Origin of the sequence: Streptomyces sp. WMMC940, from assembly GCF_027460265.1 — a bacterium.
Lineage (GTDB): Bacteria > Actinomycetota > Actinomycetes > Streptomycetales > Streptomycetaceae > Streptomyces.
This window is the reverse complement of record NZ_JAPZBC010000001.1, coordinates 3,458,751-3,484,667: the sequence shown is the minus strand read 5'-3', so window position 1 is coordinate 3,484,667 and position 25,917 is coordinate 3,458,751. Positions and strand designations below refer to the sequence as shown.

Sequence of the window (25,917 nt, the reverse complement as noted above, 5' to 3'; positions counted from 1 at the left end):
TCCGGGGCGGACGGTCGCGGGACCCGGGGCCTCGCCCGGGAGGTCGGGCTCGCGCGGGACCCGGGAGAGTGCGGTGCCTCCTGGGCGGGCCCCGGGACGACGTGGGCCGGGGCGGGGCCGTCACGGGGCTTAAGGTGTCCGCAACCGGACGGAGGGGACCGACATCATGCCCGCGAGCGGAGCCGTCACCCGCAACACCCTGCGGCAGCAGATCGCCGGCGCGTTGCGGGACGAAGTGCTGGCCGGACGACTGCGTGCCGGACAGGAGTTCACGGTCAAGCAGATCGCCGAGCAGTACGGCGTCTCCGCCACGCCCGTCCGCGAGGCCCTCGTGGACCTCGCGGGACAGGGCCTGCTCGACTCCGACCAGCACCGCGGCTTCCAGGTGCACCGCTTCTCCGTCGAGGACTTCCGCGGCATGATCGAGGCCCGCTCGCTCATCGTGGACGGCATCTTCCGGGAGGGCGGCGTCCCCCGCGCCCAGCCGGCGACGGGCGCGGCCCTGGTCTCCGTGCGCCGCCGCGCGGAGGAGGCGGCACGGGCCGCCCGCTGCGGGGACCTGACCGTCCTCATCGGCTACGACCTGCGGTTCTGGCGTGAGCTGGGCGCCCTCGTCACCAACCGCTACATCGCCGAGTTCCTCGACCGGCTCCGCGTGCAGTCCTGGGCCTTCGCCGTGCCCCGGCTTCGGGCCGACCCCGAGTTCGGGGACTGGCTTTGGAGCGGCCACGAGCAGCTCGTCGACGCGATCGCCCGCGGCGACGCCGCGGGCGCCCGGGCACTGATCGCGGTGGACGACGACCTCGCCCTGCGCTGGGCGGAGCGTCTGGAGCGGCGTGCGGGGTGAGAACGGCGGGACCGGCGGGTACCGCGGCCCCGGCGAGGACGGTGGAACGCACGGGCGACCGGGACCGCTGGTGCGGGCGCGGACGGAGGACCCGAAGAGGCCGGAAGCGGCACCGGCGGAGGACCCGGAGCGGCAGTGGTGCCCGCGGAGGACCCGCCCCCAGGGGCACCCGCGGGCCGCGGGCCGGGCGCCGGCGGGAACTCGCGGGCCCCGGGGCGCGCGGACCGTCCGAGGATGGGTATGTGACCTGCAGCCCCCCGGACCGGTGCCGCCACCCGGGCCGGGCCGTCGTCGGCGACGGCTGACTGTGCGCGATGTGCTAGTAGCACTACGCTGTCCCGACCATCGCACAACCTGCTACGACTCCGATGGAGAGCGAGCCCGTCTTGGCCTGTGACCTCTGGCTGGTCCCCCTCGTCGATGTGCTGTGCCACAGCCCCGACAACCCCTTCGCCGAGGAGATCGCCTCGTACGACAAGGCCCTCACCGAGGCCGGTCTGCCCAACGTTCCCGTCTTCGCCTACATGCCGGGCCTCTCGGGCGACGTCGCCCCGGTCGCCGGCTTCGACTACGACGCCCTGCACTTCCTGCGCCGGGCGTACCTCCTCCAGCTCTGCGGGCTGGCGGTGACGCCCGTCGACGAACTGGGCGGCGACTACGAGCAGCTGCTGGAGATGTTCGAGTCCACGGCCCAGCAGTCCCATCTGGTGTGGCACTACGACCACGCCGGCGCCTACGTCCCCGTCGACTTCCCCGAGCCCCTGTCCAACGAGGAACTCCTCGCCGGCGGCGGCCCGCTGGGCTCCTCCCAGGGCCTGCTGCGCGAACTCGAGTACGTGGCCCCGTCCATCGGCATCGACCCCGCCAACCCCCCGTCCGCCCCGGCCCCGCCCACCCGCCCCACCTCCCTGGAGGAGCCGGCGGGCCCCATCCCCCACGACGACAACCCGTTCGCCCGTGAACGCCATGTCTGGCTGGGGCTGCACGCGGCGGCGACCCGGAGCCTGGGGCAGGGCTCGATGATCATCTTCAGCTGACCGCGCATCCGCGCATCCGCCCGAGCGCCCGCGCCCACGGCCCGCGTTGCCACGGCACCCCGCGCACACGAGGGCGGCCCGCGCACCGTGTGCGCGAGCCGCCCTCTTCGCGTACGGCGGGTCAGCCGATGGCGGTGTGACCGCTCCAGCTGGTCCCGACACTGGTGCTGATGACGTTGAACATCGCGGTGGAACTGAGCCGGACGGTGCCGCTCCCGAGATACACCGAGGCGTTGCCGTCCGACCGTACGGCCCAGACGTCGGGTACGCCGTCGCCGGTCACATCGGGAGTGCCGAGGACGAACGGCACCTCGTCCGAGTGCCACCCCGCGCTGCCGTAGAGGAAGTCGACCCCGCCCTCGGCGGCCGTCTGCACGGCGAACGAGGACAGATCGGTCCCGGCGCCGACGAGCTTGCCCTGCCGCAGGTAGATCCTGCCGGTGGTGTCGGTCCGGTAGACGAGATCCAGCCCCGCACCGCCCCTGACGTCGTCGACCTGCACGAGGTCCCGCTGCGACCAGTCGTCCCCGCTGAGCTGGGTGACGCCGCTGAAGCTCGCCCCCGTGTATCCGGTGAAGGCCCACAGGCCGCTGCCGGCCGTGGCGAGCAGGTCGGGGCGTCCGTCGCCGGTGGCGTCACCGACGGAGAGGATCTGGGTGAGCGTCCCGGTGGCCGGCGCGCCGCCCGGCAGCAGCATCTCCCGGCGCTGCCCGACGTCGAAGCCGCCGTATCCGTCACCGGGGTAGACGTAGAGCTTCCCGTCCGGCATCCGGGCGACGAGATCCTGGACTCCGTCGCCGGGCAGCCAGTCCCCGTTGTGTGTGATCAGCGCATCAGTCCAGTACCCGTCGTCGAGCAGTGCGGCGGATTCCCCGGCCGCCGAGTACGCGGCCGCCATCGAGAAGTGGAGGCGGTCGGTGCCCTGGGTCTTGGCGTACAGGAGGAGATTGCCCGACGGGTCGATGGTGTACACGTCCGGCACCTGGTCGCCCGTGACGTCCCCGGCGGCGTCCAGCTGAGGGCTCGGTCGCACGTTGAACAGGTATTTCGTGGCCCCGGAGAGGTTGCCGACGCTGTCGGCGCTGCGTACGTAGAGCACGCTGGGGCCGGCGTGCGGCGGCTGGAGCGTGACGACCGCCTGGCCGCCGTTGGCCGCGTCGGGCAGGGCCTTCTTGTCGAAGGCCGTGTTGAAGCTGTACTGGTACTCCTTCACGCTGGTCGCCGGTCCGTTGGGCGTGAAGACGAACTGCCCAGCCGTGCCGAAGGCGGCCGTGCTCCAGGTGCTGCCGTCGTCGCCCGGGGGCGGGAAGGCGGCGGAAGAGACGCCCGGGCTGTTCGGTGCCGAGTGGTCGACGGTGAACTGGCAGAGCGCGGTCGTGTACGGAGGCCCCCACGCGGAGGTGGCCCCCTCGGCGTCCTTCGAGTACACCGACCAGGTGTACGTCGCGCCGTGCGTGAAACTGGACCACGGGATGGTGTACGGCGTCATGGCGCCGGTGCTGTTCGTGGCGTGGTCCGCGTCGTGCAGCGGGCTGCTCGCGTATCCCGTGCGCCAGACCTTCAGGTGCAGGTACTTGAGGTTCCCGTCGGCGTCGGAGGCCGAGGAGCTGAATGTGATGTCCTGCTTGCCGATCGACAGGAAGGGCGAGGCGGTGTCGCACGTGCCGCCCGGGGAGGTCTTCATGAGCGAACCCGTCGGCTCGTTCGGGGCCCGGTTGTAGACGACCTCGACGTACGGGGAGCTCTCCCCGTTGGCCTGGAACTTCTTCCAGGCGTTGGTGTCGCTCTCGTTCGCGGCGCGCAGCCCCAGGGTGAGCGCCGTCCACTTCTTGTCGGACGCCTCCTGGGCCGCGGACTTGATGTCCATGGCGACCCACTTGTCCGGGCAGGAGCCCGACTTGTAGCCGTGCCCGTTGGTCTGGCTCGACAGCAAGCGCGTCCAGCTCGGCTGCTTGTTCCAGGTGCTGGAGCTGGAGATCGCACCGGTGAGGTAGAGGTTGTACTGACGGGACGAGCAGCCCCAGGAGTACGTCTGCAGCGCGCGGAAGGTCGCCGACTGGACCTTCGTCCCGTGCAGGGTCGAGCCGTACTCGAAGGTGAAGACGGAGCGGGAGAGCCCGCCCGTGGTCGACTCGTAGCCGACGCGCGCGTCGTTGGTGCCGTCGTTGAAGTTCTGCCCGTTGTAGAAGCTGGAGCTGGGGTATTTCGCGTACAGCAGCGTCCAGTTCTTCTTCCGCCCCTTGAAGGAGGGGTCGATGAACACCGGGTAGACCGTCTCCGGATCGGCGAGCAGCTTCTCGTCCACGTCGAGGCCGAGCACGCCGTCGTCACCGAGGCTCGCGTCGAGGACACCGTCGTGGCTCCCGGGCTGCGGCCCGGCGAGACCCGGCAGGGCGAGTGCCGTGGAGCCCACCGCCGGATCGGGCGCCGGTACGGGCTCGCCGATGGTGGCCCTGACGGCCCCGGCGGAGTCCCAGATGTACGGGGTCGGGGAGGAGGCGATCTCCTTGCCCGCGCTGTCACGGGCACTGACGACGTCCGTGGCGTCGTCGAGAGTGAAGTTCAGGCTGGGGGAGGAGAGCCGGTAGTCGAGCCGGTCCAGCAGCGGGTCCTGCGCGGCCTGCCGGGTGTGGACGACGAGGACGTGCGAGTAGCCGCCGTCCCGCGCGGTGAGCAGCAGGTCGATGCCGGGGCGCACGTTCTGGTACAGCGCGCGGGGGCCGTTCACCAGGGGCTCGGGCAGCGGACCGGGCCAGCGCACGACGAGGTCGTGGCCGCCGGTGCTCATGCGGACCAGGTCGGTCCAGGCGCTGTCCGAGGGCGCGGTCCTGAGGGCTCCCACCTCGGCCAGAGACGTCCGCCAGGTCGCGCGCGAGGCCCGCCCGCCGTCGTCCTCTTCTCCAGCGCCGCCCCTGCCCCCGGGGCGTTCCGCGCTGCCCGCGCTGAACAGCAGCGGGTCGTTGACGGCCCTGGGCGCGTAGCCGCCGTCCACGCGGTGCAGGGTCGTGTCGACCGGCTTCCACTCGCCGCCGACCCTGGCCCGGATCGTGTCGCTGTACGTTCGGGTCCTCAGCAGCCCGTCGGGCCGGGCCCAGGTGGTGGAGTCCGGGGTGTGCCGGGCGGTGACCTCGACGTCCTTGCCGGTGCGCCGCGCCTCCCGAACCGCCTCGGCGGCTTCGACGGGGTGCTGACGGGCGGCGTCACGCCCGGCGCGCGGCGAGGGCTCCTGCCCGCGTTCGCCGGTGAGCTGCACACCCGCGGGCACGGCGATGGCGGCGGCGAGCACGGCGGCCAGTACGGCGTATCCACGCCGCTTACGACGCTGCTTCAATTCGGCGCTGCCAAGGGGTAGTTCGATGGAATTCGCGTCGTCGTTCGGCACGTTCCCCGTGCGTGTCTCCTCGGTCCGCGCTTCCTTCTGCGGTGGAGAATTCTCCGTACTCTCCACGTTCTTCGAGGCGTCCATCGTTTCCTTTCCCCCCGCGGGCGCCTGGATGGCTGAGCTGCCCTCGGAACTCCTGCTCTGTGCAGATGTGTGCGCAGCAGAGCATGACTCATCCTCACGTTTTCGTCACCGCCCGGACGGTGTCGGGGTCGGCGGAACCGCAGGCCCGCCGGATGCGTCCACTCGGTGAGCAGTGGGCCTGTGAGCAGCTGTCCTGCCTGATCCGGTTGCCCTGAAAAGAGGGCATCCCAGGACATTGCCCATGGCCCTCGGGTGCTCTCTGGAATGCTTTCGCCGGTATATCCCGTATGGCGTCCTGCTGCCGGGTACCGACCATTCGACAGTTGGTGCGCCGTCAATTCCCTTCAGTCGGCAATCCATCCTTTCATGATCGTGATTGAGGTCACACGCGACCGGCTGTTGTGGATTTTGCGTGCAGTCCACCTGCACAATCGCCGGGCTATTTGTCGATTCCCTGTGCCCGTGCTGTCCGTTCCGGCGCGCAGTGGAAGTGGGGGGTTCCATGTCCTCGTCCGATTCGGGACGTACGTTTCGCCTGCCCGGAAGAGGGAGCCGGCCTCATGCGCGTGTTTCGCCTTTCACGCGAAGGCGCTCGGCACGACGCCGCACCTCCGCCCCCCGCGGCACCGGAATCGCACTCTCGGCCGTCCTCGTCGCGACGCTGCTGCCGGCCCAGGCCTGGGCCATCCCGCCGGGTGACCCGCGCAACGGCCCCACCCTGGTCGCACTCCAGCAGGACGCCCCCGCGGACCCGGACGCGGTGAGGATCGACGAGAACACGGCCTGGTCCGGCGACCCCGTGGAGCCCCCGGCCGAGTACAACCCCACCGACATCGCGCCCCCGGCCGGCGGAAACGCCGCCGTTCCCCTCGACGGCGCGGGCGGAGAACTCGTCCAGGCCGGTACGCTGCCCGTCCGCATCGGCCAGGCGTCCCCGACCGAGACCGAGCCCGACCCGCCCGCCCCCAGCGGCACCTGGGACGTCGAGGTCGAACCCCGCACCACCACCGAAGCGGCCGACGTCGACGGCGCGATCATCACCGTCACGCCCCCCGGTACCGGCTCCACCCCCGTCGACATCGAACTGGACTACGGCACCTTCGAGGACCTGTACGGCACCGAGTGGTCCTCCCGCCTCCGGCTCACCCAGCTCCCCGAGTGCTTCCTCACCACGCCCGAGTTGGAGGAGTGCACCACCGCGGTCGTCGTCCCGAGCGAGAACGACCCTTCCACCGAGACCGTCCGAGCCACCGTCGATCCCGCCGCGAGCCAGGCACAGGGCCTGTCCACCCAGGCCGGCGGCGGCCCCGTCGTCCTCGCGGCCACCGACTCCGCCTCGGGCGCGGGTGGCACCTACAAGGCGACCCCGCTGTCCGCGACCGGCACCTGGACCGCGGGCGGCAGCGGCGGCGGGTTCTCCTGGACGTACCCGCTCACCGTCCCGTCGCCGCCGGCCGGTCCCGCGCCCAAGGTCGCGTTCACCTACTCCTCCCAGTCGGTCGACGGCCGTACCTCGGTCGCCAACGGCCAGGCATCCTGGGTCGGTGACGGCTGGGACTACCACCCCGGCTTCGTCGAGCGCCGCTACCGGTCCTGCCCGGAAGACCGGAAGAACAGCCCGAACAACGACAACACCGCCAACAAGAAGAAGTCCGACCTGTGCTGGGCGAGCGAGAACCTCGTGATGTCGCTCGGCGGCTCGTCGACCGAGCTGGTCCACGACGACGCCAGTGGCGCATGGGTCGCCGCCAACGACGACGGCGCCAGGGTCGAGTACAAGGCCAAGAACGGCAGCGCGAAGGCGTCCCAGACCGGCGAGTACGACGGTGAGTACTGGGTCGTCACCACCCGCGACGGCACCCGCTACTGGTTCGGCCGCAACGCCCTGCCGGGGCGGGCCACGGCCACCAACTCCGCCTTCACCGTCCCGGTCTTCGGCAACCACGACGGCGAACCGTGCCACGCCACCGCGTACGCCGACTCCTCCTGCACCCAGGCCTGGCGCTGGAACCTCGACTACGTCGAGGACGTCCACGGCAACGCGATGATCATCGACTGGAAGCAGGAGGTCAACCGCTACGCCCAGAACGAGAAGTTCAAGCAGCCGGTCCCCTACGTCCGCGGCGGCCATCCGACCCAGATCCTCTACGGACTGCGCTCCGACAACCTGACCGGCACCCCCGCCGGCAAGGTCGTCTTCACCGCCGACGAGCGCTGCATCAGGGAAGGCGCCACGGACTGCTCGGACACCGAGTTCGAATCCAAGAACTACGAGGACAAGCAGCCCTGGTGGGACACCCCCTCCACGCTGCACTGCAAGGTCGGCGCCGCCAACTGCTACATCTCCGCCCCCACCTTCTGGAGCCGGATGCGGCTGACGGCGGTGACCACCTACGGCCAGCGCACTCCCGGCACGACGTCGATGTCCCTGGTCGACCGCTGGAACCTGCACCAGTCGTTCCCCAAGCAGCGCACCGACACCCACCCGCCGCTCTGGCTGGAGTCGATCACCCGCACCGGCTACGGCACCGCCCGGGACGAGGCCGGCAACCAGCTGAGCAGCTCGCTCCCGCCGGTCTCGTTCCTGGCGAACGTCGTCGACATGCCCAACCGCGTCGCGAAGGGAACCACCGACCAGACCCCGGACTTCGACCGGCTGCGGGTGGAGACGATCCGCACGGAGACGGGTGCCGAGATATACGTCGACTACTCCGACCCGTGCCCCGTCGGCACCACCCACCCCGCCCCCTCCGTCAACACCTCCCGCTGCTTCCCGGTCCACTGGTCGCCCGACCCGGACCTGGAGACACCGCCACTGGAGTGGTTCAACAAGTACGTCGTCGACAGCGTCACCGAGAAGGACCGGGTCGCGCGGCAGCCCGACGTCGTCACCACCTACACCTACGAGGGCGGCGCCGCCTGGGCCAAGGGCACCGACGAGTTCACCAAGCCGGAGCTGCGCACGTACGACCAGTGGCGCGGCTACGCCGGCGTGGTCGTGAAGAAGGGCGTCACCGCCAACGCGGGCCAGTCCGACGCGACCGAGCAGTCCCAGACCCGAACCCGCTACTTCCGCGGCATGTCCGGCGACGCCGGCCGCCCCGCGGTCACCGTGAAGGACTCCACGGGCACCGAGACCCTGGGCGAGGACCTGCCCGCCCACCAGGGCCGGGTCGCGGAGACCGTCACCTACACCAAGGCGGGTGGCAGCGTCGTCGCGCGCGAACTGACCTGGCCGTACAGCAGGAAGACCGCCTCCCGGGCACGGGAGGGCCTGCCGGCGCTGGAGGCGTACCGCACGGGCACGACCCGGACGGACTCGATCCAGACGGTCAGCGGTGGTGCCACCCGGACGGTACGGGCGACGACGACGTACGAGTCCACCCACGACCTCCCGGTCACCACGCACACCCGCAGCCTCACCCCCAACGGCTCGGGCGGCTGGACCACGGGCGACCGGACGTGCGCGACGACCTCGTACGTCCACAACATCGGCAAGCATCTGATCGGCCTGCCCGAGCGGTCCCGCACGACGGTGGGCGACTGCGCCGCGGCGGCTTCCGCGACCGGCGACCAGGTCGTCTCCGACGTCCGGACTTCGTACGACGCGCTGGGTGCCTTCGGTACCAACCCGGTCAAGGGCCTGCCGTTCCAGGCCGACACGGTCGACGCCGCCGGAACCGGCTGGATCACCTCCCGGCGGACGACGTACGACGCGCTGGGCCGCGTCACCAAGGTCACCGATGCCGCGGGCAACTCCACCACCACCGCCTACGGCCCCGTCACCGGCCCGGCCTTCGAGGTCACCGTCACCAACGCGCTCGGACACGCCTCCACCTCGGTCTCGGATCCGGCCCGCGGCACCGTGCTGTCCGTCACCGACCCCAACGGCCGCAAGACCAGCAGCAGTTACGACAACCTCGGCCGAGTCAGCGGTGTCTGGACCCCGTCGCGCACCCAGGGCACGGACAGCGCGTCGGCACTCTTCACGTACCAGATCGCGGACAACAAGCCGCCGGCCGTCACCACCCGCACCCTGCGCGACAACGGCACGTACGAGGACACGGTCGCGATCTACGACGGTCTGCTGCGCCCGCGCCAGACCCAGGCGGAGGCGCTCGGCGGCGGCCGGATCGTCACCGACACCCTGCACAACGCGGGCGGCACGGTCCGCCAGACCAACAACGGCTACCTCGCGGAGGGCGAGCCGGAGGCGTTGCTCTTCTTCCCGCAAACCGTGTTCGAGGTGCCCAACTCCACGGAGACCGCGTACGACGGCCTCGGCCGGGCGATCCGCACGACGACGCTCCACGAGGACGTGCCGCAGCACTCGGCCACGGTCCAGTACTCCGGTGACTGGACGCTGACCCGCACGGGCATGTCTGCCGACGGCACGGCGCCGCTGTCGGGGAGCCGCGCGGCGAAGACCTGGACGGACGCGCTGGGCCGGACCTCCCTGATCCAGCACTACACCGCGACCGACCTCACGACCGAGACCGACACCTCGTACGTGTACGACCCGCGCGGCAAGCTCGCCCAGGTCACGGACGCCGAGGGCAACGACTGGACGTACACCTACGACGCGCGCGGCCGGCTCACGGCGTCGACGGACCCGGACATGGGATCGGCGACGTTCGGCTACAACGCCCTCGACCAGCGGGTCTGGTCGAAGGACGGCCAGGGCCGCGAGCAGCACACGCTCTACGACGTCCTCGGCCGGCAGACCGAGCTCCGCGACGATTCACCGACCGGGCCCCTCGTGGCCAAGTGGACGTTCGACTCGCTGCCGGGAGCCAAGGGCCACCCGGTCGCCTCCACCCGCTACCACAGCGGTGCCGCGTTCACGAGCGAGGTGACCGGCTACGACAGCGAGTACCGGCCGACGGGCTCGAAGACCACGGTCCCGTCGACGTCGGTGACGACGGGCCTGGCGGGCACCTACGCCTACACCCACTCCTACACCGAGACGGGCAGGCTCCAGTCGGTCCAGCTCCCGGCGACGCCCGGTGGTCTGGCGGCGGAGAAGGTGATCACCCGCTACAACGGCGAGGGCGCGCCGGTCACCACGTCGGGACTCGCCTGGTACACGGCCGACACCCGCTACAGCCCCTACGGAGAGGTGCTGCGCACGGTCTCCGGGGAGGCGCCGCGGCGTGTGTGGACGACCAACATCTACAACGCCAACACCGGCCGCATCCACCAGTCGGTCACGGATCGCGAGACGCTCAACCCGTCCCGGATCTCGGCACTGACGTACGGCTACGACACCGTCGGCAACATCACCTCGATCACCGACACCCAGTCGTCGTCACGCGTGGACCGCCAGTGCTTCGCCTACGACCCGATGGGCCGCCTGGTCCACGCCTGGACGGGCACCACGGGCTGCCCGACCGCCTCGGGCGCACAGGGCTCGGGCCCTGACCGCGCCGAGCTGTCCCCGGGCGTCGACGGCGGCGGCTACTGGCAGTCGTACGCGTTCGACGCGATCGGCAACCGCACGCGGATGACCGTCCACGACCTCGCCGACCCGGACCTGGACGACGTCCACACCTACACCCACGGCACCACCATCGGCGGCTCCCAGCCCGCACCCACGGTCCAGCCCCACACCCTCACCAAGGTCGAGTCGACCGTGCGCGAGCCCGGCTCGACGGTGGACTCGCAGCAGACCTACGCCTACGACAGCTTCGGCAACACCACCCAGCGGGTGATCGGCGGCGACACCCAGGCCCTGACGTGGGACCGCCGAAACAAGCTCACATCGGTCGACACGGACAACAACGGCACACCCAACGTCACCTATCTGTACGACGCGTCGGGCAACCGCCTGATCGAGGACGACGGCACCACCCGCACCCTCTACCTCGGCGAAGCCGAGATCACCGTCAACACCTCCGGCCAGGCCATGGACGCCCGCCGCTACTACAGCCACCCGGGCGCCCCGACCACGGTCCGCACCACGGGCGGCAAGACCACGGGCCACAAGCTGACCGTCCTGCTCACCGACCACCACAACACGGCCACGAACTCCGTCGACCAGACCGCCGGCCAGGGAATCCTGCGCCGCAAGTACGACCCGTACGGCAACCCCCGCGGCACCGAGCCCGCCAACTGGCCCGACCGCCACACCTACCTGGGCGTCGGCATCGACGACCCCGCCACGGGCCTGACCCACATCGGCGCCCGCGAGTACGACTCCACCACCGGCCGCTTCATCAGCGCGGACCCGCTCATCGACATCACCGACCCGATGCAGATGAACGGGTACACCTACGCCAACGGCAGTCCGGTGTCGTACTCCGACCCCACGGGTCTGCGCCCCGCCACCGACTGTGAGCACGGCTGCAGCGATGGAAAGGGGGGCTACACCCGGGACTACATGACCATGGGCCCCAACGGCACATGGATCTACAACTCCACGAAGACGCAGATCACGACGGGTCACAACAGGCGCACCACGGTCACGGTCAAGACCAGGTACGGCGGCGGCGTCAACGAGAGACACGCCAGGGTCCAGCAGGAGCAGATGAAGTGCGCGAGCCGAAAGGACGACGTCGGCTGCCAGTGGGTTCCGAAGCAGGAGAGGGACTGGGACAGGGCCGAGGCCCATCGCGCCCTCGACGCGGCCGGTTTCGCACCCGGGCTCGGAGCCGCAGCCGACGTCGGCAACGCCGTCCTCTATGCCACCGAGGGCAACTGGAGCGAGGCCGGCTGGAGCCTGGTCGCCCTGGTCCCCGTGTTCGGAGACGGCGTTGCTGCCAGCCGTAAGGGCGGCAAGTTCCTTGACTGGATCATGTCTGCCCCTCCCTGCATCGCTCGCAAGCACAGCTTCGTCGCGGGCACCGAGGTCCTGATGGAAGACGGGGCGACCAAGCCCATCGAGGATCTGGAAATCGGCGACACGGTTGTTGCCACCGACCCCGTATCAGGCCAGACGGCACTCAAGACGGTCACCGCCACGATCCTGACGGAGGACGACAAGTCCTACGTGGACCTGACGGTCTCCACGGAAGACGGCGCAGAGGTCATCGTCACGACGGACCATCACCCCTTCTGGTCCGAGTCGGAACAGGCCTGGCTCGATGCCGGGGACCTCGAGCCGGGCATGACCCTGCGCACGGACGACGGCTCCACGGTCTCTGTCACGGCCACCCGCACTTACGGTGCCCATCAGGACACGTACAACCTCACCGTTGCGGACCTTCACACGTACTATGTGCTGGCGGGGCAGACGCCGGTTCTCGTTCACAACAGCAATGGATGCATCAACTGGGCGTCCAACAGTGTTAAAACGTGGGGCCATACGTTCAAGACTCATGGCGCCGGAGCGAAGAACACGAAGGCTCTGACCGATCGCGCTCGCAGCACCGGGAATCAGCAAGGTCAGTGGCTGGATAATGATGCCGCTGCAGAGTTCTTGAAGGGACTCCATGTCGAAGGAGCCGGGCCCAGGTCGGTGCGCATCCCGGACGGATTGGGGCAGGTGATTATGCCGGATGGGAGTATCGTCCAAGCGCGGGCAGCAACCATCGTCCCGAGTCCAAATGGACTGTACAAGACGGGATTCCCGATCATTGGCCCGAACTAGGAGGCTGGAGAGATGAGCTTCTCCGTGTCGTTCAATCCGGCCGTGCCGTCAGGTGCTGTGGCTCCTGCTTCAGCGAGTCTGGAGCCGGGTGACGATTACGAGACCCTTGTCATGGAGGCGTGTAGCGCCCTCTCTGAGGCTGGAGGCAGCAAATTCCACATCGGCGGCTTCGGGAGTGATGAGTGGCCGCTCGATGTCGCGTATGACTTGTCTGCCTTCATGGAGCAGCTACCGTCGCTTCTGGCGGGTGTGCGCGACCGTCGCGAAGTCGAGGTGGATCTCTACTCGCAGGGTATCGAGAGGACTTTGACCTTCCGCTCAAGCGGGGATCTCGTGATGATTTACTGCGAATCGCGGACCAATTGGGTTCCAAACCCAGAGCGCGAGATCATTGCACAGAGTGAGCTAGTCGCGATGCTCTCGAAATTGGCCGAAGACTTCGCCGGAGGGTTGAAGGCGATCAATTCCGAACTGTCGGAGGTCGTGCCATTCGAACGTTGGCTGGAGGGTGAGGTGTAGCCTCGCTGCCTGATCCTGCAACCCTCGCGCTGGATAGCAGCAGCAAAATTGAAGCCCCGTCAGGTGCGTCCTGGCGGGGCTTCTGCGGGTCTTGACGGCAGTAGTTGACGGCAACGTCAGTGGACGGTAGCTCCGCACAGCGGCGGGTCGTCGCCGTCGTCGTGGGCCGACTTGTCGTTGGCAGGGCCGTCAAGGGCGGTGCTGAGGGTGTTGATGGCGTCTCGCTGGAGGCGGAGTCGGACGTGGGCGTAGACGGTGGCGGTGACGCCGATGCGGGCGTGGCCGAGGAGTTCCTTGATCACGACGAGTTCGACGCCCTGTTCCAGGAGCAGGGTGGCGGTCGAGTGGCGGAGGTCGTGGAAGCGGATGCGGCGGAGGCCGGCCTTGCGGAGGAGCGTGATGAAGGTGCGGGTGAGGATTGGTCGGGTCGATCGGTCGGCCCTGCGCGGTGGTGACACGTGCCCGTCGTGCCGCCACGTCGTGCCCGCGGCCTCACGCTCGCGCTGCTGCTCATGGTGGAGCTTCAGCGACTGGAGGCAGCGGGTGGGGAGGGCGATGCGACGCTCGGAAGCCCGTGTCTTGGTGGGCAGCGTGGTGAGTCCGCCTGCGCTGGTGCGCTGGAGGGTTCGGCGGATTGCGGCGGTGCCCTCGTCGAGGTCGAGGTCTGTCCAGCACAGGCCGAGGAGTTCGCCCTTGCGGAGTCCGGTGTGGAGGGCGAGTTCGAACAGCGCGTGCAGCCGGTGGTCCTGGGCGGCGGTGAGGAACTGGCGGGCTTCTTCGGCGGTGAAGGGTTCAAAGCGTCGGGGCCGTGGGGTGCCGATGCGGACGTTGCGGGCGACGTTGCGAGGGATCTCCTCCTCGCGTACGGCGTGTTCGAGTGCGGACTTGAGCACGGAGTGGATGTAGGTGAGCGTCAGCGGGGAGAGCAGCTTGGAGCAGCACTGGCCGGCGGCGCAGTAGCGGGGCTGGTCGCGCCCGGCGCCGACGCCGTGCGTGCAGCTAGGTGGTGCGGAGCTGGTTGAGCCAGGTGCGGACGTCCTTGGCGGAGAGCTTGGCGAGCTTCTTCTTGCCCAGGCCGGGGACGAGGGTACCGATTGACGCAAGCGGTGTATCGGGTGTGCGTGTTCTCGCGGAGGTGGTGGACGGCAACGGCATCGAGCCAGTACGTCAGGTACGCGCCGACGCTGCCCTGTGCGGAGGGCACGGGGAGGCCACGATTGCTGGTGGCGATCTTCTCGGTGAGTTTGGCCAGGGCGTCTTTGTGGGTGGTGCCGTAGACGTGGACGCGGCGGCGGGTGTTGCCGGGGGCGAGGACGTATCCGGCGGCTTCCCAGCGGCTGTCCCTGCGTTGGTAGACGGTTCCGTCGCCGTTGGCGCGGGTGCGGCGGGAGGCGGGGGTGTCGCGGGGTGTGGTCATCAGGCGGCGACTTCCTGGTCGAGGCGGGTGCGGATGAAGTCGGTCAGCGCGTGGGCGGGGATGCGGCGGGCGCGGCCGAGGGCGATTGAGGCGAGCTGGCGTGTGCGGAGCAGGTCGTAGACGGCAGAGCGGCCGTAACGTCCGTAGTCCGGGTCCGTGGCCGGGGCTCGGGCCGGGTGTCCATGGCCGGGTTGACCTGCTACAAGCCGGGGAAGCGGTCGAGGATGTTCTACTCGGTCCGTGAGTACCGGGGCCGCAAGGGCGAGCCGAAGGGCATCGGCTGGCGCGACCTGCGCGACCTGCTGGTCAGAGCGCACATCCAGCTCGGCGGCCCGATGGTGCTCGTGTGGGACAACCTGCGCATGCACCTGGTCGAGCCGATGTGCGAGTTCATCGCCGCCCACGCGGACTGGCTCACCGTCTTCCAGCTTCCGAGCTACACCCCGGACTTGAACCCGCAGGAGAGCATCTGGTCGCTGGTCAAGCGCGACATCGGCAACCCCACCGCAGCCGACCTCGGCCAGATCACCCGGGCAGTCAAGCGCAAGCTCAAGATGGTGCAGTACCGGCCGGACGTCATCGATGGCTGCCTCGCCGGCACCGGCCTGGCCCTGGACGCGTGAACGCAATGGCTGGCCGATCGGCGATTGGCCGGCACGGTCAAGTCAAAAGTTGCTGGTCAGATACGGTGACGGAATGACCGAGAGCCTGCCTGCCGACATAGCCGACGTGCTCACGGCAGTCCTGAACACGGACAATCCGGTTCATGTCGCGCTCCGAAGGCAGATCCCGCACCTCATCGTGCGAGAGCACTGCACATGCGGATGCGGAACCGTCTATTTCGAACTCGACACCAGCAAGGCGGAGCCCGCACCCACTGGCCCCAGCACTGTCGTGGCGGCCGAAGCGCAGCTCGTCACCGAGGCTGGCGAGTTCCCTGGCGAGGTCCTGGTCTTCACGCAAGGCGGCTACCTGTCGTGGCTGGAAGTCTGTTCCTGGAGCGACGACGTCGAGGTGACCCTGGCTGCCGCGCGTCGATGGCTGCAGACACGCTCTTGATCTCGAACGGCCAGAGTTCAGCGGTCTCTGCGACACCACCGACATCACCCAATCAAGTTCAGTAGTCCGAAAGAGGTCCAGAAGGTTCTGGATGAGATCCATTCGAATCCGAGCCTAAGGGCCGACATCATCGATAAGGCCAAGTCAGCTCGCGCCAGCATGAATGCTGAAGAGTTTGGCATGCAGTCCAATCGGGCAGCCGAGATGCGCTTCCTCATCAAGGTATTGGAGAAGATGGGGTGACTGGTCTGAGTTTCTTCAGCGATGTGTCCGTTACTGGTCAAGTTCGGGTTGGGGTTGGGATGTAGCCCCGCTCAACGGGAGCAGGCTCTCGGCGACGACTGCGTCGATGACGTGCGCAAAGGTCGCATGCGTCGGGACTATGGTCTCGTGGAACTGTCATTCCTGCGATCCGAAGGGTCATGGGATTGTGTCGGGATTAGTATCCAGGCGCATCGATAGTCGCTGCCTCACGGTGATGTGATTCCTGAGTCGCTATTGCGTGCGTACGGAGCCTTCCCGGATCGAACCCAATTCTCCGGGTTGAGGCAATCCGTCCTGGAGGTCGGTGTCAGGGTGGAAACGATCGAGGATGCTACTCGATCGCGCTGTAGGAGATCCTGGATCCCTGAATCCCGAGCACTCATTCACGTGATAGATGAGCGTTTGAGTGAGCCTGGAATTCCGGCGCCAGGGGAGTGTGGTCCATTGTCCTGTCGCGTGACGCGGAGATGTGGAAGGCCCCGCTCAAATAGATCGCTGATGTTCTTCCTACACGGCCGCGGTGATCGGTCGCCAGCCGCCGTCCCGGATCGCATCCCTGCCCACGCGGACGGTGATCAGGACAGGGGAATCCCGGGCCCGGCGCACGCCACGCCGACGACGCTCGTGATCAGTACGCCCGGGTCTGCCCGGGAACTGCACCGGCTAGCGCGCCTCCGGTGGGCGCTGCCGCGGCATGTTCGGCCGGGTGGGCGGGGGCGGCAGGGGGAAGCGGCCCGACGGGTGGCTGTGGTCGGGACGCGACGGCACCGGTGCCGACTGCATCAGCAGCGGGGCCGGACCGGCCCGGAATTCCAGCATCCAGTCGGCCGTCTCGGCGCGGACCAGTTCCGTCAGGTCCTCCGAGAAGCGGCGCAGCACGGTGAGACAGCGCTCCGCCGCCTCGCTCGCCGTGCCCTCCGTGGGGCCGAGCACCTCGCGGACGCTCTCGGAGGCCCAGTCGAACTGAAGACCCTGGAGCCGGCGGTGCACCGCCTGCGCCGCGGCCACGTCCCTCGTCCAGCCCGAGGTCAGGCCGAAGTACCGGTCGCAGGCCACACAGGCGGCGCCCAGCAGCAGCGACAGGTACCCCCACCCTGCCGCGCCGGTCAGCATCCCCGTCAGGTCCAGGAGGGGCAGCGCGGCCCCCGCGACCACGCCCAGGACCGTGCCGGCGCGCAGCGCACGAGCCGCGCGGCGTTTGCGTACCCGGTCGGCCAGATACCAGTCCGCGGTCCGCAGTGCGTTGGCCTCCACCCAGCGGTACAGCTCGTCGAGGCGCTCCGCCGGCTCGCCCCAGTCGCCGAGCGGGAACGGCCGGCCGGACAGGTCGGGGCCGCGGTCGCGGCGCGGGATGCTTCCGGCGTCCGGGGCGCCGCCGGTCTCCGGGGCCCCGGCCCCGTCCTCCTCCCGGGCCGACCCCCCAGGCTGCATCTCCGGCTGGCTCACCGGGGCACTCCTCTGCGCTCTGCGTGACTACGGGTGCGTGACTGCGGCTGTGCGTGACTGCGGCGGCGACTGCGGACGACGTCGGTACGCGGCCCCGGGCGCAGTCGTGCCAACCCTGCGTGACGTGCGGTGTACGTGGGGTTCTGGTGCGCAGGTTCTTCCTACCGCCGAACGGTGGGCCGGGGGAGCGGAATCCCGGTAATTCCGCCCGCACGAGCGTCCTGGTCCGGTAGGCGAAGGACGCGTCTTCTCCCGCGGAAGTCACTCGAAAGAGTCGGTGCCCACTGGGCGGGGCACGCCGCCCCCCGACCACGTAGGCTCGGTTTACCGAACAATCGACGTCGAAATGCCAGGAGTGACCGTGATTCCCGGTGGTGGCCAGCCCAATATGCAGCAGTTGCTTCAGCAGGCCCAGAAGATGCAGCAGGACCTCGCCCGTGCGCAGGAGGAGCTGGCGGCGACAGAGGTCGAAGGCCAGGCGGGCGGCGGTCTCGTGAAGGCGACCGTCACCGGCTCCGGCGAGCTGCGCGGCCTCGTCATCGACCCCGGGGCGGTCGACCCGGACGACACCGAGACCCTCGCGGACCTCGTCGTCGCCGCCGTCCAGGCCGCGAACGAGAACGCACAGCAGCTGCAGCAGCAGAAGCTCGGCCCGCTCGCCCAGGGACTCGGCGGCGGCGGGATCCCCGGACTCCCCTTCTGACGCCCTTTCCGCGCCGGTCTTGACCCTGGTCGGACCGGACCAACTACCGTAACCACCGAAGCATTCCGAGAGAGGCGTTCCGTTGTACGAAGGCGTGGTTCAGGACCTCATCGACGAACTGGGCAGGCTGCCCGGCGTCGGTCCCAAGAGCGCGCAGCGGATCGCCTTCCACATCCTCCAGGCCGAGCCGGCCGACGTCCGGCGCCTCGCGCACGCGCTGCTCGAGGTGAAGGACAAGGTCCGCTTCTGCGCGGTGTGCGGGAACGTCGCGCAGCAGGAGCAGTGCGCCATCTGCCGGGACGCGCGCCGCGACCCGGCGGTCATCTGCGTGGTCGAGGAGCCCAAGGACGTCGTCGCGATCGAGCGGACCCGGGAGTTCCGCGGTCGCTACCACGTGCTGGGCGGAGCGATCAGCCCGATCGAGGGCGTCGGCCCGGACGACCTGCGCATCCGCGAGCTTCTCGCGAGGCTCGCGGACGGCACGGTCACCGAGCTGATCCTGGCGACCGACCCCAATCTCGAGGGCGAGGCGACCGCCACGTACCTGGCGCGCATGGTCAAGCCCATGGGGCTGAAGGTGACGCGTCTCGCCAGCGGGCTTCCCGTTGGCGGCGATCTGGAATACGCCGACGAGGTCACGCTCGGGCGTGCCTTCGAGGGGAGACGACTTCTCGATGTCTGACGCAACGCTGCACTCCGTCACGCAGGACCCGGACGACTTCGCGGTCCAGATCGCCGACTCGATCGAGAGCTTCATCGTGGCCACCACCGAGGTGGCGCGGGGCGACGAGCCGGACAGCGCCGTGCCGTTCCTGCTGCTGGAGGTCTCCCAGCTGCTGCTCGCGGGCGGCCGGCTGGGCGCGCACGAGGACATCGTCCCCGAGGAGCGCTACGAGACGGACACCGGACCGGACGTGGACGTCGACGACCTGCGCGAGCGGTTCGCCCGGCTCCTCGACCCGGTCGACGTCTTCTCCGAGGTCTTCGACCCGTACGAGCCCCGCAAGGCACCGGTGCCGTTCCGGATCTCCGACAACCTCGCGGACATCGTCACCGATCTGCGCCACGGCCTCGCCCACTACCGCGCGGGCCGCACGACCGAGGCGCTGTGGTGGTGGCAGTTCTCCTACTTCTCCAACTGGGGGCCGACCGCCTCGGCGACGCTGCGCGCGCTGCAGTCCCTGGTCTCCCATGTGCGCCTGGACCAGCCGCTGCAGGAACTGGACGGGCTGGACACCGACGAGGACCTCGCCGAGGACGACCTCGCCGAGGAGGCTGGGCGCGTGATGGCGGAGGAGATCGCGGGGCCGCTCGGGTTGCGGAGGGCTCCCGCGGCCCAGTGATCCGTCCCCTTCCCGCTTCCCCTCGCCCGAAGGGGCGGGTACGCGCCGGCCGGCGGGGAGTACGCGCCGTCGCCACCGGCCGGTCTGACCCACCTCCCCGGGGCCTGCGCCGACCTCCGGGTGGCGCCGGTGCGGACCCGCGGCCGGCACCGCCGGAGCACATGCGGACATGTGACGCCGCCCACAGAACCGCGTACCCGGTGAGCCCTTGGGCAGATGCATCCTCGGGCAGCCCGGCCTTGCCGGTGATCACGACGTGAGCGGGACATCTCGCGATGTGATACGGCGGCGGCGATTCCGGGCTGCTCGTTAAACTGACGCGGACCGCAGTGTTGACTGCGGCCAGAGACCGAGCGAGGAGCGCACGTGGGCCTTGTCGTGCAGAAGTACGGAGGCTCCTCCGTTGCCGATGCCGAGGGCATCAAGCGGGTCGCCAAGCGGATCGTCGATGCCAAGAAGAACGGCCACCAGGTGGTCGTCGTGGTCTCGGCGATGGGTGACACGACGGACGAGTTGATCGATCTCGCCGAGCAGGTATCCCCGATCCCTGCCGGCCGTGAGTTCGACATGCTGCTGACCGCCGGAGAGCGGATCTCCATGGCCCTGCTGGCGATGGCGATCAAAAACCTGGGCCACGAGGCCCAGTCGTTCACCGGCAGCCAGGCGGGCGTGATCACCGACTCGGTCCACAACAAAGCGCGCATCATCGATGTCACGCCGGGCCGGATCCGGACGGCGCTGGACGAGGGCAACATCGCTATCGTCGCGGGCTTCCAGGGCGTGTCCCAGGACAAGAAGGACATCACCACCCTCGGTCGCGGCGGCTCGGACACCACCGCCGTCGCGCTGGCCGCGGCGCTGGACGCCGAGGTCTGCGAGATCTACACCGACGTCGACGGCGTCTTCACCGCCGACCCGCGCGTGGTGAAGAAGGCCCGCAAGATCGACTGGATCTCGTTCGAGGACATGCTGGAGCTCGCGAGCTCCGGTTCCAAGGTGCTCCTGCACCGGTGCGTCGAGTACGCACGCCGCTACAACATCCCGATCCACGTCCGCTCGTCCTTCTCGGGGCTGCGGGGCACCTGGGTCAGCAACGAACCGCACGCCGAGCAAGGAGCCCGCAAGGTGGAGCAGGCCATCATCTCCGGAGTCGCCCACGACACCTCCGAGGCGAAGATCACCGTCGTCGGTGTCCCGGACAAGCCGGGCGAGGCCGCCGCGATCTTCCGCACCATCGCGGACAACGAGATCAACATCGACATGGTGGTGCAGAACGTCTCCGCCGCGTCCACGGGCCTCACCGACATCTCCTTCACCCTCCCGAAGACCGAGGGCCGCAAGGCGATCGACGCGCTCGAGAAGACCAAGAGCGCCATCGGCTTCGAGTCGCTGCGCTACGACGACCAGATCGCCAAGATCTCGCTCGTCGGCGCGGGCATGAAGACCAACCCGGGTGTCACGGCGTCCTTCTTCGAGGCGCTGTCCGACGCCGGCGTGAACATCGAGCTGATCTCCACCTCCGAGATCCGCATCTCGGTCGTGACCCGCGCCGACGACGTCAAGGAGGCCGTCCGGGCCGTCCACACCGCCTTCGGCCTCGACAGCGACTCCGACGAGGCCGTCGTCTACGGAGGCACCGGCCGGTGACCGCTCGGCGCGCGACGGTGGTCGCGCGATGAACCGCAAGCCGACGCTCGCGGTCGTGGGTGCGACCGGAGCCGTCGGTGCGGTGATGCTCCAGATCGTGTCCCAGCGAGCGGACGTCTGGGGCGAGATACGCCTGGTCGCCTCACCGCGTTCGGCCGGCCGCAAGCTGGCCGTCCGCGGCGAGGAGACCGAGGTCGTCGCCCTTTCCGAGGCGGCGCTGACGGGGGTCGACGTGGCGCTGTTCCTGGTGCCGGCCCCGGTCGCGGCCCAGTGGGCGCCGGTCGCCGTCGCCAAGGGCGCGGTGGTCGTGGACAACTCGGCCGCCTTCCGGCTGGATCACGACGTCCCCCTCGTCGTACCCGAGATCAATCCGCATGCCGTGCGGCTCCGGCCGCGCGGCATCGTCGCGAGCCCGGGCTGCACCACCCTGGCGATGATCGTCACCGTGGGCGCGCTGCACGCCGAGTTCTGCGTGGACGAACTCGTGGTCTCCGCCCTCCAGGCGGTCAGCGGTGCCGGACAGTGCGGTGTCGAGGCGCTCCGCACCCAGCTCGCGCTGGTCGCGGACACCGAACTGGGCACCGGTCCCGGCGATGTGCGCCGGGCGGTCGGCGACGGACTCGGCCCGTTCCCGGCGCCCACGGCGCTGAACGTGGTCCCCTGGTCCGGGGCGCTCGAGGACGACGGCTGGTCCTCGGAGGAAGTCGCGATCCGTGCCGAGACCCGCAAGCTCCTGGATCTGCCCGAACTCCGGGTCTCCGCGACCTGTGTGCGTGTGCCGGTCGTCACAGCCCACTCGGTCTCGGTGCATGCGCGCTTCGAGCACGAGGTCTCCGTCGAGCGGGCCCACGACATCCTCGCCACGGCGCCGGGCGTGGTGCTCTTCGACGACCCCGAGGCCGGTGAATTCCCCACGCCCGCCGATGTGGTGGGCACCGATCCGACCTGGGTCGGACGCGTCCGGCGGGCCATGGACGACCCGAGGGCCCTGGATCTCTTCGTGTGCGGGGACAACCTCCGCAAAGGTGCGGCCCTGAACACCGCTCAGCTGGCAGAGGCGATCGCCCGCGAATTCTGAGCAGAGTGTCGGTGCTTCTTTGTAGGATCTGTGAACCCCCCTGTGATCAAACATCCGGGACGTGCCCCTTGAACTGGGGTGATGGCATGTCCGACGATGCATTTGCGCCACTGTGCAACCGGTTGCTGTGCGGGGAGCGTCTATGCGGTCGTCCCTTCGCGGTGCCGCGATAAGCCATGACAAATGGGGCATTGGGGAAGATCGGGAGCGCATGAGGGCATACGGTGCGTCGTCACAAGCGATGGTGTGCGCGTACAACCCTGAGGGGGGTCGGCATGTCCAACAGGCGTGGCAGAAGTACTCGACATCGCCGCGGTGGCCCCGGTCCGCGGCAGGGCGTTCGCCCCGGCCCGGCCCCTGGGCCCGCCTCCGGTCCGGGGCGCCGGTCGGGCTCCGGCGCGCGGCATCACGGTGCTCCCGCTCCGGGTGCCCCGCCCTTCGCCCGTCCCGGGCAGGGGCTCCGGCGGCGGGATGCCGGTGATCGCTCCCATGCCGGCTGCGCACTCTGCCCCCATACCGTCCCAGCGCGAGAGCGCTGAGGAGGCGGTGGCCGCGGGCACCACGGTCGACCATCTCACCGAGACCTACCGCGCCCACTACCGGTCGCTGCTCGGTCTCGCGGCCCTGTTGCTGGACGACACCGCGTCCTGCGAGGACGTCGTCCAGGAGGCGTTCATCCGCGTCCACTCGGCGCGCCGCCGCGTCCGCGACCCGGAGAAGACCCTCGCCTATCTGCGGCAGACGGTCGTCAATCTGTCACGGTCCGCGCTGCGCCGGCGGATCCTCGGGCTGAAGCTGCTCTCCAAACCGATGCCCGACATGGCGAGCGCGGAGGAGGGCGCGTACGACCAGCTGGAGCGGGACGCGCTCATCAAGGCCATGAAGGGCCTCCAGCGGCGGCAGCGCGAGGTGCTGGTGCTCCGCTACTTCGCCGACATGACGGAGGCCCAGGTCGCCGAGACGCTCGGCGTATCGCTGGGCTCGGTGAAGGCATACGGCTCACGGGGCATCGCGGCCTTGCGCGTCGCCATGGAGGCCACGGCATGACCGGGCACGAACGCGGGCACGAGCACGGCCGCGAGGACGCCCCTCGGGATGACCTTCCGGGGAAGGGCGCCGCGCAGGGCCCGTCCGGTGGTGAAGCACCGGACGGCAAGCACACGACTGAGCTTTACGGGCCGGACGGGCCGTTGAACGACCGGACTGGGAAAGAGACTGTGAACGACGGGCCGCGGAACGGAACGGACGACCAGGGGCTCGGGGGTGACACACCCCGGGGTGACCTGCCCGCCGGCGCGGACGCTCCCGCCGGCGGCCTGCCGGGCCGGGACCGCCTGCTCCGTGACCTGCTGGGAGGCGGACCGGGCCAGGACGGAACGACGCCGGCCGGTGCCGGCCACGAGGACCCGGCGGACCGGGACGAACCGGACCTGCGGCGACTGCTCCACGACGCAGTCGGCACCCTCGAACCCGCCGACGGCGCCCTGGAGCATCTGCGCCGGGCCGTGCCGGCGCGGCGCGCACGCAAGCGCCAGGCCCTGGTCGGCCTGGCCGCGTCCGTGATCCTTCTCGGCACCGCAGTCCCCGCCTTCGTCCATGTGGCGAACTCGGGCGGCCTCGACGACCAGCCGGTGAACGCCGGGCACGGCGAGCAGGCCCAGGGCGGCACCGGCGAGCAGGACCGCCTCGACGGCGGGCAGGCGGCGAACGGCGACCCCGCCGGACGACAGCCGAGCGTCCCCGGAGCACCGAGCGCCACGCAGCAGTCGCCGACCCTGGGTGCCGCCGCGACCGCGGGCATCCCGGGCGGCACGGGGACCACCCCGACCGACAGCGCCGTCGCCTCCACACCCGCATGTGAAGCCGGCCAGCTCGGTGTGAGCGCGGCGCAGGCCGGTGCCGCCGAGGCCGACGGCAAGGTGTACGGCACGTTCCGCATTTCCAATGTCTCCCCGAGCGAGTGCTCGATCGGGGCTGCGGGTGCGGTCAGCTTCCGTACGGCGGGTGCCGCGGACGCCACGAAGATCAGTGTGGTCACGCACACCACCGGGGACGCGGCGAGCGGACTGCCCGACCCGTCCCAGGAGATCGGCGCCGTGGTGCTCAAGCCCGAGGCGTCGTACGAGGTGAAGTTCGCCTTCGTCCCCTCGGAGACCTGTCCGACGACGGGCGCATCTCCCGACCCCACACCCACGGACGGCGCTTCGGGCACGACCGACGGCGCGGGCACGGCGACGAACACCGAGCCCCAACTCGACGACGGGACCGTCGCGGACGGCAGCATCTCGGTGGTCCACACCCCCGAGGCGGGCGGCCCGAACGCGGAGGCCGCGGTCCCCAACGCTTGCGCCGGCACGATCTACCGCACGGGCCTGCTCAACCCGTCCTGACCGCACGCCGTTCTCGGCCCGGCGTGCGCGGTGACGGTCCAGCGGTGTGGATGCGCTGACGGGCCACCGGCGTGCATGGTGCCCCGTCCACCGGCGCGTGCCGGGCCGGCCCTTCAGCCCTTCGGGACGTGGTGGTACCCGGCGGCTCACCGGCCGTGCCGCCGGGTGGGCCGGGACGCTGCCGGCGCCGTCACGTCCACCCGCGGAGGCCGGATGACGCCGTGCTGTGGAGCCGCATCACACCGGGTCGATACCGAGCGCCTGGTCCTTGGCCGCCTCCGCCTCGCGGCGGACGAAGCGGAACCACATGAACAGCACGAAGCCGGCGAAGGCGAACCACTCCAGCGTGTAGCCCAGGTTCTGGAACGCCTTGAGGTCGAGACCGCTGCCCTGCGGCGCGGCCGCAGGCACCGGACGCATCCCGTCCGGCGCCGTGGTGAGCGTGATCCACGCGTCGTACACATCGTCCGGGACGAGGTTCACCAGCGAGGCGGCGCTGATCATGCCGAGCTGGCCGCTCGGCAGGCCGCCCGCAGTGCGCACCCCTTCGCTGCCCTGTGTCTCCGAGGCCTGCAGCGCCCCCGTGACCGTCACCTCACCGGCGGGAGCGGGCGGTGGCGTCGCCCCGGTGGGCAGCCAGCCCCGCACCACCGGCAGCGCCCTGCCGCCGTCGGTGTGGAGCAGCGTCAGAACGTACGAGCCGCGCCGACCGTCCAGTTCCCGGCCCGGCACGAGGAACTGCTCGCCGTACCTGCCGGCGGCCGTGGCGAGCCGCCCCGAGGTGTTCTTGTCCACCGGCAGCAGCTCCGCGAGCGGTGCCGCGGCGCGTTCGCCCGGCTCCGGGCGCTGCTCGGCGGCCCGGTGGGTGTCGACGCGGTCCTCGAACCGGCCGAGCTGCCAGGTCCCCATGAAGATGCAGAAAGGGATCGCCAGTGCGACGAAGACATTGATCCCCCACCAGCGGGGCGTCAGCAGGAACCGGTACACGCCTCCACGGTACGGAACGCCCCGCTTTCCCCCTCTCCCGGGTCCCGTTTGGCGCCCCGCCCGCCGGTGCCCGGAGGCTGCCCGAACGGACAGCCTCCGTCACTCGTTGCGGCCGTGGCCCGTGGT

The 25,917-nt window shown here is 69.9% G+C and carries 17 protein-coding genes and 2 pseudogenes; 13 read left to right on the top strand and 6 right to left on the bottom strand.

Translation table 11 applies throughout. The annotated features are described in order from the left end of the window. Positions 1-166 precede the first annotated feature (166 nt). Positions 167-847, top strand: a complete 681-nt coding sequence (locus tag O7595_RS15220) for a GntR family transcriptional regulator (RefSeq protein ID WP_269729229.1) — start codon at positions 167-169, stop codon at positions 845-847. Between the two features lie 386 nt (positions 848-1,233). After that, positions 1,234-1,884, top strand: coding sequence for a hypothetical protein (locus tag O7595_RS15215; protein WP_269732495.1), 651 nt, complete (start codon positions 1,234-1,236; stop codon positions 1,882-1,884). A gap of 121 nt (positions 1,885-2,005) precedes the next feature. On the opposite strand, the gene O7595_RS15210 is transcribed toward O7595_RS15215, so the two are convergent. Continuing rightward, positions 2,006-5,350, bottom strand: coding sequence for a DNRLRE domain-containing protein (locus tag O7595_RS15210; RefSeq protein WP_269729228.1), 3,345 nt, complete (start codon positions 5,348-5,350; stop codon positions 2,006-2,008). 760 nt (positions 5,351-6,110) lie between these two features. On the opposite strand from O7595_RS15210, the gene O7595_RS15205 reads away from it, so the two are divergent. Both O7595_RS15205 and O7595_RS15200 read left to right on the top strand, forming a co-directional pair. Next, positions 6,111-12,938 (top strand): polymorphic toxin-type HINT domain-containing protein, encoded by a 6,828-nt coding sequence (locus O7595_RS15205; RefSeq protein WP_269729227.1) that lies wholly within the window; start codon positions 6,111-6,113, stop codon positions 12,936-12,938. 12 nt (positions 12,939-12,950) lie between these two features. After that, positions 12,951-13,457, top strand: a complete 507-nt coding sequence (locus O7595_RS15200; RefSeq protein WP_269729226.1) for a hypothetical protein — start codon at positions 12,951-12,953, stop codon at positions 13,455-13,457. Between the two features lie 116 nt (positions 13,458-13,573). Here the strand turns inward: O7595_RS15200 and O7595_RS15195 are convergent, their stop codons facing one another. The 3 genes and pseudogenes from O7595_RS15195 to O7595_RS15185 all read right to left on the bottom strand — a co-directional run. After that, the gene (locus O7595_RS15195) at positions 13,574-14,350 is read right to left on the bottom strand and encodes a site-specific integrase (protein ID WP_269729225.1); all 777 of its coding nucleotides are present in this window, start codon (positions 14,348-14,350) and stop codon (positions 13,574-13,576) included. A gap of 106 nt (positions 14,351-14,456) precedes the next feature. Continuing rightward, on the bottom strand, positions 14,457-14,612 hold the full coding sequence (locus O7595_RS15190; RefSeq protein ID WP_269729224.1) for a hypothetical protein: 156 nt from the start codon (positions 14,610-14,612) through the stop codon (positions 14,457-14,459). A 261-nt stretch (positions 14,613-14,873) separates the two neighbouring features. Then, a pseudogene (locus tag O7595_RS15185) lies at positions 14,874-15,008 on the bottom strand (helix-turn-helix domain-containing protein); the annotation flags it as partial. On the opposite strand from O7595_RS15185, the pseudogene O7595_RS15180 reads away from it, so the two are divergent. Both O7595_RS15180 and O7595_RS15175 read left to right on the top strand, forming a co-directional pair. After that, positions 14,997-15,497, top strand: a pseudogene (locus tag O7595_RS15180) (transposase); the annotation flags it as partial. The pseudogenes O7595_RS15185 and O7595_RS15180 overlap by 12 nt on opposite strands. Before the next feature lie 73 nt (positions 15,498-15,570). Then, positions 15,571-15,933, top strand: a complete 363-nt coding sequence (locus tag O7595_RS15175; RefSeq protein ID WP_269729222.1) for a hypothetical protein — start codon at positions 15,571-15,573, stop codon at positions 15,931-15,933. A gap of 927 nt (positions 15,934-16,860) precedes the next feature. Here O7595_RS15175 and O7595_RS15170 read toward each other — a convergent pair. Beyond that, complete coding sequence (locus O7595_RS15170; protein WP_269729221.1) at positions 16,861-17,643, bottom strand: SLATT domain-containing protein; 783 nt, start codon at positions 17,641-17,643, stop codon at positions 16,861-16,863. A gap of 361 nt (positions 17,644-18,004) precedes the next feature. On the opposite strand from O7595_RS15170, the gene O7595_RS15165 reads away from it, so the two are divergent. From O7595_RS15165 to O7595_RS15135, 7 genes are all read left to right on the top strand, one after another. Continuing rightward, positions 18,005-18,346 (top strand): YbaB/EbfC family nucleoid-associated protein, encoded by a 342-nt coding sequence (locus O7595_RS15165; protein WP_269732494.1) that lies wholly within the window; start codon positions 18,005-18,007, stop codon positions 18,344-18,346. Positions 18,347-18,428: 82 nt separating this feature from the next. Then, positions 18,429-19,028, top strand: a complete 600-nt coding sequence (gene recR, locus O7595_RS15160) for a recombination mediator RecR (RefSeq protein ID WP_269729220.1) — start codon at positions 18,429-18,431, stop codon at positions 19,026-19,028. Then, positions 19,021-19,689, top strand: a complete 669-nt coding sequence (locus O7595_RS15155) for a DUF5063 domain-containing protein (RefSeq protein ID WP_269729219.1) — start codon at positions 19,021-19,023, stop codon at positions 19,687-19,689. Before recR ends, O7595_RS15155 begins: the two co-directional genes overlap by 8 nt. Positions 19,690-20,055: 366 nt before the next feature. After that, positions 20,056-21,336: an aspartate kinase gene (locus O7595_RS15150; RefSeq protein WP_269729218.1), complete on the top strand. Its 1,281-nt coding sequence runs from the start codon at positions 20,056-20,058 to the stop codon at positions 21,334-21,336. A 28-nt stretch (positions 21,337-21,364) separates the two neighbouring features. Next, positions 21,365-22,414, top strand: coding sequence for an aspartate-semialdehyde dehydrogenase (locus O7595_RS15145; protein WP_269729217.1), 1,050 nt, complete (start codon positions 21,365-21,367; stop codon positions 22,412-22,414). Between the two features lie 288 nt (positions 22,415-22,702). After that, complete coding sequence (locus O7595_RS15140) at positions 22,703-23,461, top strand: SigE family RNA polymerase sigma factor (protein WP_269729216.1); 759 nt, start codon at positions 22,703-22,705, stop codon at positions 23,459-23,461. Positions 23,462-23,631: 170 nt separating this feature from the next. Next, positions 23,632-24,804, top strand: coding sequence for a hypothetical protein (locus O7595_RS15135; protein ID WP_269729215.1), 1,173 nt, complete (start codon positions 23,632-23,634; stop codon positions 24,802-24,804). Between the two features lie 237 nt (positions 24,805-25,041). Here O7595_RS15135 and O7595_RS15130 read toward each other — a convergent pair whose 3' ends face one another. Further along, positions 25,042-25,791, bottom strand: a complete 750-nt coding sequence (locus O7595_RS15130) for an SURF1 family protein (protein ID WP_269729214.1) — start codon at positions 25,789-25,791, stop codon at positions 25,042-25,044. Between the last annotated feature and the right edge of the window lie 126 nt (positions 25,792-25,917).

Excerpts from the sequence above, each read along its gene's own strand:
- O7595_RS15220 (WP_269729229.1), top strand. The coding sequence starts at position 167 with ATGCCCGCGAGCGGAGCCGTCACCCGCAACACCCTGCGGCAGCAGATC.
- O7595_RS15210 (WP_269729228.1), bottom strand. The coding sequence starts at position 5,350 with ATGGACGCCTCGAAGAACGTGGAGAGTACGGAGAATTCTCCACCGCAG.
- O7595_RS15200 (WP_269729226.1), top strand. The coding sequence starts at position 12,951 with ATGAGCTTCTCCGTGTCGTTCAATCCGGCCGTGCCGTCAGGTGCTGTG.
- O7595_RS15190 (WP_269729224.1), bottom strand. The coding sequence starts at position 14,612 with ATGCCGTTGCCGTCCACCACCTCCGCGAGAACACGCACACCCGATACA.
- O7595_RS15175 (WP_269729222.1), top strand. The coding sequence starts at position 15,571 with ATGACCGAGAGCCTGCCTGCCGACATAGCCGACGTGCTCACGGCAGTC.
- O7595_RS15155 (WP_269729219.1), top strand. The coding sequence starts at position 19,021 with ATGTCTGACGCAACGCTGCACTCCGTCACGCAGGACCCGGACGACTTC.
- O7595_RS15145 (WP_269729217.1), top strand. The coding sequence starts at position 21,365 with ATGAACCGCAAGCCGACGCTCGCGGTCGTGGGTGCGACCGGAGCCGTC.